Origin of the sequence: Algibacter amylolyticus (assembly GCF_014202225.1) — a bacterium.
Lineage (GTDB): Bacteria > Bacteroidota > Bacteroidia > Flavobacteriales > Flavobacteriaceae > Algibacter_B > Algibacter_B amylolyticus.
This window is the reverse complement of sequence record NZ_JACHGE010000002.1, coordinates 621,784-636,155: the sequence shown is the minus strand read 5'-3', so window position 1 is coordinate 636,155 and position 14,372 is coordinate 621,784. Positions and strand designations below refer to the sequence as shown.

General features: G+C 33.1%; 10 protein-coding genes. 8 read left to right on the top strand and 2 right to left on the bottom strand.

Annotated features, from left to right (window positions below; translation table 11 throughout):
• Window positions 1-16: 16 nt before the first annotated feature.
• The 7 genes from HNQ90_RS07545 (at window position 17) to HNQ90_RS07515 (ending at window position 10,398) form a co-directional block, all read left to right on the top strand.
• A complete protein-coding gene (locus HNQ90_RS07545; protein WP_144117291.1) occupies window positions 17-1,837 on the top strand; it encodes an arylsulfatase in 1,821 nt (606 codons plus the stop codon).
• Between the two features lie 42 nt (window positions 1,838-1,879).
• Complete coding sequence (locus HNQ90_RS07540) at window positions 1,880-2,452, top strand: Crp/Fnr family transcriptional regulator (RefSeq protein WP_042506599.1); 573 nt, start codon at window positions 1,880-1,882, stop codon at window positions 2,450-2,452.
• 88 nt (window positions 2,453-2,540) lie between these two features.
• Window positions 2,541-3,041: a GlcG/HbpS family heme-binding protein gene (locus HNQ90_RS07535; protein ID WP_074935610.1), complete on the top strand. Its 501-nt coding sequence runs from the start codon at window positions 2,541-2,543 to the stop codon at window positions 3,039-3,041.
• 4 nt (window positions 3,042-3,045) lie between these two features.
• On the top strand, window positions 3,046-4,572 hold the full coding sequence (locus HNQ90_RS07530) for a Dabb family protein (RefSeq protein ID WP_144117289.1): 1,527 nt from the start codon (window positions 3,046-3,048) through the stop codon (window positions 4,570-4,572).
• A gap of 13 nt (window positions 4,573-4,585) precedes the next feature.
• Window positions 4,586-5,302: a 3-ketoacyl-ACP reductase gene (locus tag HNQ90_RS07525; protein WP_144117287.1), complete on the top strand. Its 717-nt coding sequence runs from the start codon at window positions 4,586-4,588 to the stop codon at window positions 5,300-5,302.
• 66 nt (window positions 5,303-5,368) lie between these two features.
• Window positions 5,369-7,012, top strand: coding sequence for a sulfatase-like hydrolase/transferase (locus HNQ90_RS07520; protein WP_144117285.1), 1,644 nt, complete (start codon window positions 5,369-5,371; stop codon window positions 7,010-7,012).
• 338 nt (window positions 7,013-7,350) lie between these two features.
• Entirely contained in the window at window positions 7,351-10,398 is a 3,048-nt protein-coding gene (locus HNQ90_RS07515; protein WP_144117283.1) for a hypothetical protein, read from the top strand.
• 145 nt (window positions 10,399-10,543) lie between these two features.
• On the opposite strand, the gene HNQ90_RS07510 is transcribed toward HNQ90_RS07515, so the two are convergent.
• Both HNQ90_RS07510 and HNQ90_RS07505 read right to left on the bottom strand, forming a co-directional pair.
• Window positions 10,544-12,094: an FG-GAP-like repeat-containing protein gene (locus tag HNQ90_RS07510; protein ID WP_144117281.1), complete on the bottom strand. Its 1,551-nt coding sequence runs from the start codon at window positions 12,092-12,094 to the stop codon at window positions 10,544-10,546.
• A gap of 144 nt (window positions 12,095-12,238) precedes the next feature.
• Window positions 12,239-13,078, bottom strand: a complete 840-nt coding sequence (locus HNQ90_RS07505; RefSeq protein ID WP_144117279.1) for an AraC family transcriptional regulator — start codon at window positions 13,076-13,078, stop codon at window positions 12,239-12,241.
• Between the two features lie 125 nt (window positions 13,079-13,203).
• On the opposite strand from HNQ90_RS07505, the gene HNQ90_RS07500 reads away from it, so the two are divergent.
• Window positions 13,204-14,364, top strand: coding sequence for a cytochrome P450 (locus HNQ90_RS07500; protein ID WP_144117277.1), 1,161 nt, complete (start codon window positions 13,204-13,206; stop codon window positions 14,362-14,364).
• The last annotated feature ends 8 nt before the right edge of the window (window positions 14,365-14,372 follow it).

The following is a 14,372-nucleotide window of genomic DNA, read 5'->3' as shown; positions in this document are numbered from 1 at the left end:
ACTGAGAATCAATAAGATGAAAATTATAAAAGTTTTAGTCTGTTTTTTAATCATTACAAGTTGTGGTGTTAAAAATAAGCAGAATCCCCAAACCGAAAACACATCTAAACCGAACGTTATTCTTATTGTTACCGACGATCAAGGTTACGGAGATGTTGGTGCACATGGAAATACAATTATAAAAACACCAAATATTGATAACTTCCACAAAGAAAGCTATCATTTAACTAATTTTCATGTGGGCCCTACCTGCGCTCCTACTCGATCTGGATTAATGACGGCTAGATACGCCAATAGCACAGGAGTTTGGCATACCGTTGGAGGCTGGTCATTGTTGAGAGAAAATGAAAAAACTATGGCCAATATGTTTGCCGAAGCTGGGTATAAAACCGGTGGTTTTGGAAAATGGCATTTAGGAGACAACTACCCGTTTAGACCAGAAGATAGAGGTTTTCAAGAAACCGTAATGCACGGTGGTGGTGGCGTACAACAAACACCAGATTATTGGAACAACACCTATTTTAACGACACTTATTTTCATAACGGAAAACCTCAAAAATATCAGGGCTATTGCACAGATGTGTTTTTCAACGAAGCTCTAAATTTTATAGAGAAGAATAAAGACAATCCTTTTTTCTGCTATATCGCTCCAAATGCTCCACATGGTCCATACAATGTACCTATGGAATATTACAATTTATATAAAGATTTAGGTAAAGATGTTTTGGCAGATACCCAAAAACGTTTTTACGGAATGATTACCAATATTGATGATAATTTTGGTAAACTAAGAAACAAACTGAAAGAATTAAATGTAGCCGATAATACCATTCTAATTTTCATGACCGATAATGGTACCTCTTCTGGGTATTACAATAAAAAAGGCAGGATTACAGGGTTTAATGCTGATATGCGTGGTACCAAAGGAAGTGAATATGAAGGTGGACATAGAGTCCCGTTTTTTATTCATTGGAAAAACGGAAAAATCACAACGCCTAAAGATATAAATACATTAACCGCACAATTAGATATTATGCCCACTTTAGCAGATTTGTGTGGCATTGATTTACCAAAAAACCATCAACCTTTAGACGGACAAAGTTTAGTGCCACTTTTAAGAGGAAAAGACACCTTAAAAAACAGAATGCTAGTAACAGATTCGCAACGTGTTCAACATCCTAAAAAATGGAAAAACTCTGCCGTTATGCAAGGAAATTGGAGATTGATAAACGGAAAAGAACTATATAACATTTCTACAGATCAAGGACAGCAAAATGATATTGCAGCTAAACATCCTGAAAAAGTAAATGAAATGAAAGCCTTTTATGAAAACTGGTGGACGCAAGTTTCTAAAGATTTTGATAAAGAAGTTTACTTTAAACTAGGTTCAGAACATGAGAACCCAATAACACTTACTGCGCATGATATTCATGCAGAATCGGGCGCTTATCCTTGGAACCAAATTTATATTAGAGAAGGTGTAATTGGTAATGGGTACTGGAGTGTCGATATTTTAAAAAGCGGCAATTACGAGGTGTCTTTAAGACGTTATCCTATAGAATCAAATTTAGCTATAAATGCAACAACACCTGCTATAACAAAAGAAGAACTACCCGGTTTGGAAAACGATATTCCAAAAGGAAAAAACTTGAGTTTTGTAAAAGCTACCATTGAGTTTGACAATCAACTTAAATTTGAAAAGGATGTAAATGAAACTGATGTATCAACCACATTTACCGTTTCATTAAAAGCAGGAAAAACTAAGTTTACAGCTAATTTTTTAGATAAAACAGAACAAAATAACACAGTATACTATGCGTACATCAAAAAAATATAACATGAATACATAGTGATATAAAAATTTAGAACTACGCTTTTAATGACAAACGATTTATTAATAAAAAATATAACAAAAAATGTAGCTTTTTCTAAAACAGAATTAGAAGAATTTACCCAACTATTTCACTCCAAATCCATTAAAAAAAAAGAATTCTTGTTAACCCAAGGTGAAATATGCAAATTCGAAGGTTTTGTTTTAGAAGGTTGTTTCAGAATATTCATTATCGATAAAAAAGGTAATGAGAACACTTTATACTTTGCCGCTAAAGATTGGTGGCTAATGGATATTGATAGTTTTATGAACCAAATTCCTTCTAACTTAAATATGCAAGCTTTAGAAGACAGTAAGGTTCTTTTAATTAATAAGCAAGATAAAATAGCGCTATACGATAGGTTTCCAAAGGTTGAAAAACTTTTTAGAATTATGTCTCAAAAAGCTCTGGTTTCATGGCAAAGGCGATTAATAAATAATCATTCATTCACAGCAAAAGAGAGATATTTCCATTTTATTGAAAAGTATCCAGACATTGCATCAAAACTTACAGATAAACAAATAGCAGGTTACCTTGGTATTCGGCACGAATTTTTAAGTAAGATAAAAAGGCAATCTTAATTTAATACTATTATTTTACATGTTGAACTTGTTCAACTGTTTTCTATTAATGGTTTCTAATTTTTGTAATTCATAAAAAATCAGAAAAATGAATTCATTAAAACATTTTAAAATTTGTGTCATTCTAATTATGGTCTCATTAACATCAAGTTTGGCAAATGCTCAAATATCAAATGATATTACACATAACGATGCCTTAAAAGCGCTTTTAATAGCAAAACAAAAAGCAGAAGAATTAAATGTTCTCGTTAACATTGCCGTAGTTGATGCTGGCGCAAACCTAAAATCGTTTATAAGAATGGACGAATCGTTTCTTGGAAGTATTGACATTGCTATAAAAAAAGCAAAAACATCACGCTACTTCAATATAGCTACAGGCGATTTAGGAAAACTTAGTCAACCAGGAGGAATTATTTATAACATTGAACATTCTAATGGTGGCTTAATTACATTCCCCGGAGGGATCCCGATAATAAATCAAAATAAAAATATTATTGGAGCTATTGGTGTTAGTGGTGGCACTATAGAACAAGATCGTGATATTGCCATTGCAGGAGCAAATGCTATTTTAAATAACTTAAAAAACTAAAAACATGAATCTTATAAAAAACATACTTCTTCTTGGCCTTTTAGTGTTATCACAAATAAGCTTCTCCCAGATATCTGATGATGTCATGCTTTACCGAAAAGACTTCAAAAGTATATCTGGAAAAAACACAGTTTCTGTAACCAGTTACGAGAAAGACGGCTCTCATTATGTATTTGCAGGTGGCGTTGGTAATATTGATGTCTATAGTTTAGATAAAGAAGGCATACTAACCCCTATCAGCAATCATGAACTTCATATGAAAAAAGGACCTGCTCGAGGTATGGTTGCAGATCGTATTAATGGAAAAGATTTTCTTTTTGTGGCTAATAAGCATGGCAATGTCATTGAAACATTTAAAATTTTAAACAACGGATCTTTAGAACGTGTTGCTTTAGTTGAAGACACCGATAAAACATATTTAGGAACAGCTATTACGTTACAGGTCGTTCACATGAAAAAAGCATCGTACCTTTTTATAGGCGGTTTAGAAGAAACTCCTGGGTTAAGTAGTTTTAAAATACATAATGATGGGAAGCTAACCCATGTGCAGTCTATGAAAGACGACGAAACCATTCATACAGATGGTATCATAGGCATGTTTGTGCATAACATTAAAGGAAAGACCTATTTATACACAGGCGGTTTTCAAGACAATGGTGTAAGTAGTTTCAGAGTCTATGATGACGGAACTTTCAAGAACATAAATAATATTAGGGATAACAATACAGATAGATATTTAACAGGCGCTTACCCCGTAACTGGGGTTACCATAGCAGAAAATAAATTTGTAATTGTAGGACACAGACATCACAAATATTATAAGCGAGGTGGTTTTATAAAAAAAACCGATTTTGTGTATCATGGTGATGGTGTAAGTGTTTTTAAAGTGAATAAAAAAGGAGCTTTAGTTCCGCATTTTGTTCTTAAAGATGATGAAACTACAAAGCTACAGGGGCAGACAAGAATTGAAATTATCTCAACAAATAATGCTGAAGCTATTCTAGCAGTTGGCACAAGAGACGATGCTAGCATTCAATTATTAAAGCTAAATAAAGAAGGTATCCTTACGCCTATTAATTATTTAGAAACTGGTTTTTCAATCTACTATGGGTTAAGGTCTCATAAAATTGAAGATAACAATTTCTTAATTGCAGGTTCCTTCAGGTTCGATTTAGGTAAAATAGCCAGTTACAAAATAGCTCCTAAAATAAATAGAGAGGGCAAAGTTTTAAGGCACATAGTAAACTTAAAATATAAAGAAGATGCAACAGATGCACAAATTGATACGGCTGTTAAAGTTTTTTTAGATTTAAAAAATGAAATTCCGGAAATCGCTCATATAGAATGGGGAGTAAATGATAGTACCGAAGGCGCTAGTAAAGGTTTTACTCACACTTTTACAATAACGTTTAATAGTGAACACGACAGAGAAATTTACCTCTTTCATAAAGCGCATTTAAAATTAGTTAATGAGGTAGGCCCAATTATAGGTGATGTTTTTGTAATGGACTATTGGACAAAAAACAATTAATATTCTTAAAGAAATGGAAAACTTAAAAAACAAAAATGCCATAATAACCGGAGGCGGAAGAGGTTTAGGAAAAGCTACGGCAATTGCTTTTGCTAAACAGGGTATAAACGTAGCCATTACCGGGAGAACGGAAAGCCTTTTAAAAGAAACTGTTTCTAAAATTGAGGCACTTGGTGTTAGAGCCACATATGCTGTTTTTGATGTTGGTAATTATGAAGACGTAAAAACTAACATTAAACATATTATTAGCAATTTAGGCGGTGTAGATATTTTAGTGAATAACGCAGGTATTGCCGCTATTGGTTCTTTCAATGAAATGCCTGTTGAGCAATGGAGTGAAATTATTCAAACCAACGTTATGGGTATGTATTATGTTACCAAAGAAGTTTTACCACATTTAATAGATAAAAATGAAGGGGATATTATTAATGTATCGTCTACAGCAGGATTAAATGGAAACCCAAATATATCGGCGTATTGCGCATCAAAGTTTGCTGTTATCGGTATGTCTGAATCACTAATGAAAGAGGTTCGTAAAAACAACATTCGACTAAATACGTTAACACCAAGCACTATAGAAACAGATATGACTGTTGAATTGGGCATGCTAGATAAAGGTTCAGAAAATGTGTTACAACCAGAAGATTTTGCTGATTTAATAGTTGCAGGTCTAAAATTACCAAGACGAGCAATGCTTAAAAGTGCCGCGCTATGGTCTACAAATCCATAACATAGATCTAACCAAAATTTATAGATTGATTTTCGAAATAACCATATAATATTTAGTACTTAACAAATGAAAAAAATAACTCTAATATTTCTAATATTCTCTGGAATTTTACAAGCTCAGCAAAAGCCAAACATCATTTTCATTTTAACCGACGATCAATCTTACGATTTATTAGGCTGTACAGGAAACGCCATAGTGCAAACACCTCATATTGATAAACTAGCCAATAACGGAACTTTATTTACCAATGCTCATGTAACTAGCGCCATTTGCACACCAAGTAGAATATCCATTCTATTAAGTCAATATGAACGTAAACATGGTGTTAATTTTAATTCTGGAACAAGTGTTTCAGATACGGCATGGAAAAATTCGTACCCTGTAGTTATGCGTAATAATGGCTATTATACAGGATGGATTGGAAAAAACCACGCACCAATTGGAAAAGGTGGATATAACAGTGGACTCATGGAAAAAAGTTTCGATTATTGGTATGCCGGTCATGGCCATTTAGGATTTTACCCTAAGGATAATCATAACATTTTTAACGATGCTATTGCATTTACACAACCCGAAATTATAAATGAAGGGGTAGATGAATTTTTAGATCCAAATGCTCGAAAACTAAAAGGTGCTTTGCATTTTTTAGAAGAAAGACCATCGGACAAACCTTTCATGCTATCCATTAATTTCAATTTACCTCATGGTGCCAGTACGCGTACTATGAAGCAAAAAGATTCTGATGATACTATCTATAAAACCTTATACAGAGATTTAGAAATTCCTTTACACAAAAATTATATTGCAAAAGCCGATATAAAAACACCTAAACTGCCTGAAAATCTTTTACATACAGAAGATAGACAAACAGGCTATAATTATGTAGATACCCCTAAAGACCTTAAAGAGCGTTACATTCGAGAATTACAAGCCATGACGGGTATTGACAGATTGATAGGTAACCTTACAGCAAAACTAAAAGCATTAAAACTGCACAAAAACACCATAATTATTTTCACTTCAGATCATGGTTTATTTGGCGGCCAACAAGGCTTAGGAGGTAAAGCTTTGTGTTATGAGCAAACAACACACGTACCTATTATTATTTTCAATCCCAACACACCTAAGAAAAATAGAGGCAAAAAAAGTGATGCGCTCGTGCAAACCATTGATATCGCTCCTACTATGTTAGAAATGGCCGGCATTAAAAAACCAAGTAGTTTTCAAGGAAAAAATATTTCTAACTTGGCAAATGGCGGTAAAAAAGAAGTTAGAGACTATGTGTTTACCGAAAACTTATGGTCTACCCATTTTGGAAATCCACGTTGCGAATCGGTTCAAAATAAAGACTGGAAATACATTAGATATTATAAAAACAATAATTTCTCTGCTACTAAAGAAATCAAATATGCTAAAGAATTAGGCATACCTGTAAACGAGATGCTTTATAATATGCACGACCCAGGTATTGCTGTTTATCGCGATTATATTGATGCGCCTTTAAATAATGAACAACCAGTTTACGAAGAATTATACCATTTAAAAAAGGATCCTGCAGAGCTTCATAATTTAGTGAATAACCAAGAGCATGCTGAGGTTTTAAATACACTAAGAGCGCAATGGAAAATTGAAATTACACAAGCCAGAGGTACCAGAAAAGCTGAAGTTTTTAGATACACAAATGATTTGTATCCAAAAGGTAAGCATTAGTTATTTGCCTAAAACACTAATACTTACTTTATAGTATTACCTTAACAATTGGTGGTCTTATTAAATTCATTACATTTTTGTAATCATGCGTCATGAACTTTATTCCTTCTTTGGTTTAATATTCATAATGCCCCCCTACTATACTATTTATTTGTGTAGTTTTTTTTAAGACACTTATTAGCAAAACTCTTAATAAAGCAATTACTTAAATTTTAAAAGATTAACCCAAATATTTATGGGAATAACCTATAAATGTCAAGTTTATGTCTAGTAAAGTAATAGTGACTCGAGTGCATTTTAAAGTAAGTTTGTGGACAACTAAATTAAATAAATTATTTATGAAATTCACAAAACACTTTAACTTTAGAGTCACCGCAGTATTACTCTTTTCATTAGTTTGCATGGTTGTAAATGCTCAAGATTGGGCAGCAATTCCTATACCTGCAGATGCAGGCGCTGGTAATGCATGGATAATTGACAATGATGCCTCAGATGATTTTAATTATACTTTTAACGCAACAACTACCAGAACTAATTTTGGTCCTGTAAGTGATTCCGATAAATGGATTAATTTTTTTCATAATAACTATCAAGGTCCTGGGCCTACAAATTGGGAGGAAGAAAACGTATCAGTTTCAGGTGGTTTTTTAAGACTTTTAAATGACCGTGAGTTTAATAATGGTGTTCCTGTTATGAAAACCTTTGGTAATGTTACAAGACCAGAAACACGCGCTGCTTGTATTACTGGGGCAAAAAGAGTTATATATCCTGTTTTTGTTGAAGCAAAGGTTAGGGTAATGAATTCAGCGTTAGCTACAGATGTTTGGTTATTAAGCCCTGATGATACGCAAGAAATTGATATTATTGAGTGCTATGGTGGCCCCATGAGCGATAATAGAAATAGTTTTTTTGCACCTAGTGTACATTTAAGTCATCATGTATTTGTTAGAAGCCCATTTAAAGATTATCAACCCGCTGATTGGAATAGTTGGTATCGTAAAGATGGAGTAACTCAATGGGGAGGTGTTGATATACGAATAGGAATTTATTGGAAATCCCCTACTATTTTAGAGTACTATATTGATGGCGAATTAGTGAGGGTAATAAATAATGATGCCGTAGCATCTCGTTTACCCGACGGCACTTGGGAATACACGTATCCTACTGCTGTTACTAGTACAGAACAAAATGGACAATTAGTAAGATTTGAAAGTGGCCAGAAAACTGGTTATCAAGCAATGACTGTAGCTTCAAGTCTTGAGGAGGCAAAAAAGCTTTCTGAAATAAGTGTTATCGATCCATTTAATTATTTAGGTAACGATAGAAGATTTTCTAAAGAAATGGATATCATAATCAACACAGAGGATCAAAGTTGGCAAGCCGAGGCAAATCGCTCACCTAATAATACCGAAATATTAAATGCTACTGATAACACCATGTTAGTAGATTGGATAAGAGTTTACAAACCAGAGCCGACAGGAGATAGAGCCCGTAGTCTATCTTTTGATAATAAGTCGAATTATATTCTTTCAGGAGATGCTTTACCAACCTTTACTATTGGAGAGCGTACAGAAATTGATGTCACCTATGCAACAGGTATTGCAGGAGGAATAGAAGAAGATTTAAACTATGTGGCAACACAAATTCAACAATTAGATGAAAATGACCAAGTTGTAGGTGTTAGTAGTTTCATATCTCCTATAACAGGTAATGAAGTAAATGCAACTTCTACTTCAATTCAATATGAAATCCCTACTACTTTTAATGATGGAACAACTCCAATACCTAGTTCTGCTAATTTGCCAACTGGTCATAAATTGAAATTACTTTTCTATATGTCGGTTGATGGAGACGCAGCTTTTGCAGATGCTTCAGAAGAAATTATTTTAGTTCTACAAGCACCTCGTGAGCGTTCTATAACTTTTGATAATAAATCAGATTATATTTTAGCAGGTGAAACTGTACCTAGTTTTGAACTTAGTGAAACATTTGATGTTACGGTTACATATGCAACAGGTATATCAAATGGCATTGAAGAAGATTTAGGTTATATTGCAACTATGTTAAGGCAAGTAGATGCTAGTGGTGCAACGGTAAAAACAAGTGCTTTTAACGTTGCTATAGAAGGCACTTCGGCTAATGCAGCTACGACCACTTATCAATTTACAATACCCACAACATACAACGACGATAGTCCCGTTATTAGAACAGATAATTTACCAGTTGGTCATAACTTAAAATTAATAATTTTTATGTCTGTAGATGGTGATACTAGTTTTGCAGATGGGTCTGAAGAAATTATACTAACACCGCCAGCTCCAAGGGAACGCTCCATAACTTTTGATAATAAATCAGATTATATATTAGCAGGTGAAACGGTACCAACTTTCGATCTCGGGCAAACTTTTGATATCACTACCACATACGCTACCGGAGTAGCCAATGAAGTTGAAGAAGACTTACATTATGTAGCAACCATGTTAAGAGAAGTAGATGCTAGCGGAGCAGCAGTAAAAACAAGTGCTTTTAATGTTGTTATTGAAGGTACAGCAGATAATGTAGGTACTAGTACATATCAATTTACTATCCCCACTACGTTTAGCGATGGTAGTCCTGTAGTTAGAACGTCTGATTTACCAGCTGGTCATAAATTAAAATTACTAGTTTTTATGTCGGTTAATGGCGATACAGGTTTTGCTGATGGCTCTGTAGATATTATACTAGCCCCACCAGCCCCTAGAAACCGTTCAATTACTTTCGATAATAAATCAGATTATATACTATCGGGTGACACAGATCCAACTTTTGAACTTAATCAAACAGTAGATATTATTGTTACATATGCTACAGGAGTAGTTAATGAGGTGGAAGAAGATTTACATTATGTAGCAACTATGTTAAGGCAAGTTGATGGAAATGATAATCCTGTAAATACATCTACTTTTAATGTTGCTATAGAAGGCACATCGGCTAATGCAGCTACAACTACTTATCAATTTACCATACCGACAACGTTTAGTGATGGGAGCCCAGTACCTACAACAGAAGATTTACCTACTGATAATAAATTAATATTATTAATTTTTATGTCGGTTGATGGTGATACTGGTTTTGCTGTAGGGAGTTCTGAAGCTAAAATTGTTAGTGAAGGATCACTATCCGTATCAAATTTAAAAAAAAATAAGGAAATTGTGGTTTCTCCTAACCCATTTACTAGTGAATTATTAATAGATATAGATACTAATATACCTTGGAAGTTATATAATATACAGGGTCAACAAGTTTTATCAGGCTCGTCAAACAGATTGAAGGGTGATTTTTTAATTCCTGGTCTGTACTTTTTATCAATAGATAACAAACAAGTTATAAAGGTGATAAAAAATTAAAATTTAATCTAGATAAATACTAAAGGTAGCAATTTAAGATTGCTACCTTTTTTATTTTTATAAGGAACAGAGATTACTTAAAAACATCATTTAAGCACAGGTTAATTTATATTAAGAAATGATAGAAATATAGGTATCGAAATTATCATTTTAAATTATTCCTTAAAATAGTAATGGCACCACCTTTAGTTTGCCATTCTTTTGTTTTAAGCGCCTTCTTTTTATCTAAAAAAATACCTGAATTACTACCAAGCAAAATATCTAAATCACCATCATTATCAATATCTCTTGCTTTAATAAGCATGTAGCATTCATTGGTTAAACCTTTAAAAGCAAAAGGTTTAAACTTCCATTTTTCGTCTGAACTGCTTACATTTTCAAAATACAAGAAACTTTCTTGATCTTTATTTTTTGTTGAAGCATAATAACCAATAGATGCAATATCTATATCACCATCATTATCAAAATCGGCAGAAACAGTGCCGTAAGCTCCTTCTTGTTTATGAAACCAAACCTGATTGTAATTATTCTTTCCATCATTTTCAAATAACCTAACACCATGAAATGGTTTTATTGAGCTTGTAAAGTCTTCACTATCTCCACTAGAACAAATAATGTCATCATCTCCATCATTATCAAAATCCAGTAATTCAAAATAAGACGTACCATAATATGGTGGCAATTGTAACAATCGTTTTTTGCTAAATTTCAATTGTCCTTCATTTATAAATAGATAAATACTTTCGTCTTCTTGGGCCACTAAGGCATAAAAATCTTTAAGTCCATCATTATTTACGTCTTTTACAACAAATTTTGTAGCACCAGGTTTTGGATGAATAGTCGTTTTCTTTATACTGTCGGCTACTTGTTTATAAATGTTAATTCCACCTAAATATTTACCGAATTCGGCAATTAGTATATCAATACTCCCATCGTTATCAAAATCTTCCAAAACAAGATCTATGGGTCTTTCAAGGTTGTCAATAAATTTAAAAACACCTTTGTTTTTAACTAAAACTTGCCCCGTAGGGGCATCAATATTTATCATTCTTCCTAAAATGAGCAAAAGTTCGGCATTTCCATTTTTAACAACATCAACCAGAGGAAAAGGAAGTTCCGATTTTTCAAATGCCTTGGCGTTTTTGTCTATTTTAATGTACTGAGAAATATTTTCTGAATTAAAACCAATTTCATAATTCCCATCATTAAAATTCATGTATGTTAAGCCATCTCCTAAACTTTTCCAAGGTAAAGCCTCCTTACTAAACTGAGACATATTATAATTAAAAACTGGTTTAAGCTCCCTTGGGAGATTTTCAGGAGCATTGTCATTATAATAAGCCATTATAGCTTCCCAGTCTTCATCAGTAATTATATCTGTTTGAGGAAATAACCCCGAAGATAAAAGTCTTTCTTTTGCCACTTTATTACCAAAATCTGAGAAAAATTTCCCTTCCTTTATTTTCCCATAATGAAGCCCCATAATAGGTAATACTTCCTTCCAATATCTTTTAGGTAATATCTCGGCTTTTGGAAATTGATGACAGCGGGCACAATGCATTTCTGCCAATTGCTTCCCATTTGTTAAAACTTGTATTGGATTTTCTGATGCCTTGTTATTTTTAGATTTATTACAAGAAATGAAAAGGAGCGTAAAGCATAGAATATAAATAGAAAAAAATATCTTTTTTATCATATAAGGATTGATGAAAACATGTATTGTCAATAAATATATAGAAATATTTAAAACTTGAAGCTTTTTAAGATTTAATTCTCATAGTGCAGGTAAAATAAAAATTCAAATTCCATATCCACTAGTAAACCTAGGCCTAATTTTAAGCTATATAGTAGCATGTTTTTTTCTGAATTTTAATGGCGATACATGCATAAACTTTTGAAATTGTTTATGAAAAAATGGTAACGATTCATAACCGCAAGCATAACCAATTTGGGCAATTGTTAAATCGGTATCAATCAGCATTCTGCTAGCAATATTAATTCGGTATTCATTAAGAAATGTAAAAAACGGACGTCCCATCATTTTACTAAAAAATCGTGAAAACGACTGTTCCGACATGCTCACTAAATCTGCCAATTCTTTCAAATAAATTTTTTCATGAAATCGCTTTTCAATAAAATCATGAATTTTACTCATTCTGCTGCCAAATTCAATAGGTAAATCGTCAATAAAATGGGCATTAGATAATGTAGTATAATCACATTCTGATAAATCTGAAAGCAGATTCAATAACTCAATATATAATTGATGACTATCTAATTGAGACATTTTTTTAATCCTTGGTAAAAATAATGCGGCATCCTCTTTATCAAAAATAACACCTCGAGATGCGCTAGTTAACATGCTAAACAAAGGTTGCAATTCTGGTACTTTTGCATAAACACCTTTATTCCATTGGATTACAATAGATTTAGATTGTTTGCTAGCATCACTATGGTTTTTCCAGCAATGTGGTAAATTAGAACGGAGTAACACCAACTCACCAGGTTCATAAAACCCAACATAATCACCAATATATTTAGTACCAACACTTTCTTCAATATAAGTTAACTCATGCTGAGGATGAAAGTGCCAAGGCGTATCAAAATGAGGAGCATTATATTCAAAAGCCAAAATAGATTGCTTTTTACCTAACTCAATTTGTTCTAATACTGCCTCCATAAATATTCTATTTTATCACTATTAAATCAAAAATACACTTTTATAAACAGAATAAGTTACTTATTAGCTAAAAAAGGTTATAAATACATCGCATATTATATTCAATTTTGTTAAAAATTCAAATCATGGAAAAAAGCAAAATTTCAGACCCGTTCAAAAAAGCAAGACTTGAAAAAGGAATTGGAGAAATGAATGACCAAAACGATCCTGTAACTATGGTATTAGGTCATAAAGATGTTCGTAAATGTGCTCATAATTGGAAAACATTTCAATCTGGAGGTGAAGAAGTTGGCAGAATTGTAGTTCCTTCTGAAGTTCATATTAGAGACACGCGTCAAATTCCTTTTGAAGTGGATCCGCCAGAACATAAAGGCTATAGAGATATAGTAGAACCTTGGTTTAAGCGCCCTTTAGAAGCAAAATATCAAGAAAACCTATCTCAAATCATTAACAATGTAGTTGATGAAGCATTATCAAAAGAAACAATTGAAGTTGTTGAAGAATTTGCTTTAAAACTACAATCTAGAGCCTTAACTATATTATTAAATGTGCCTCCGGAAAAAGCAGATTTATGGATTTCTTGGGGAACTCATGTATTTAGAAGCGAAGACACTGCACTAGATAGTAGTAAAGCTAATATTTTATATGATTATATTGATGCAGAATTAGATAAAGCTATTGCTAACCCTGGAAATGATTTGTACTCTGTACTATTGGCTTCAGAAAATAATGGTACAAAATTAACTAAGGAAGAAGCAAAAGGAGTCATGATTTTAACCTTTGCAGGAGGTAGAGATACGGTTATTAATGCAGTAACAAACTCCATAGCTTATTTTGCAGAGCATCCGCAAGCTTTAGAGCGTTTGCGTGATGAGCCTGAAATAATGAACACTGCCATCGAAGAACTTATACGTTACTTCTCGCCATTAACACAAATGGGACGCGTTGTTACAGAAGACACTCAAGTTTGTGAGCATGCTTTAAAAGCACAAAGCAGAATATCTATGTGTTGGGCTTCGGCAAATAGAGATGAGCGTGTTTTTGAAAAAGCAAACGAGGTGGTTTTAGACCGAAAAGTAAATCCGCATGTTGCTTTTGGATTCGGAACTCATAACTGTTTAGGTGCCACTCACGCGCGTCAAATTATGAGAATTTTGTTAACTGTACTTACACAAAAAGTAAAATCTATGGAGATTTTAGATTGTGAAGAAAACATAGAAAATCTTGATGAATTTAAGCGTAAAGTTGGCTTTGATAGTATTCAAGTAAAATTTAATAAACTCTAAAAAAAAAC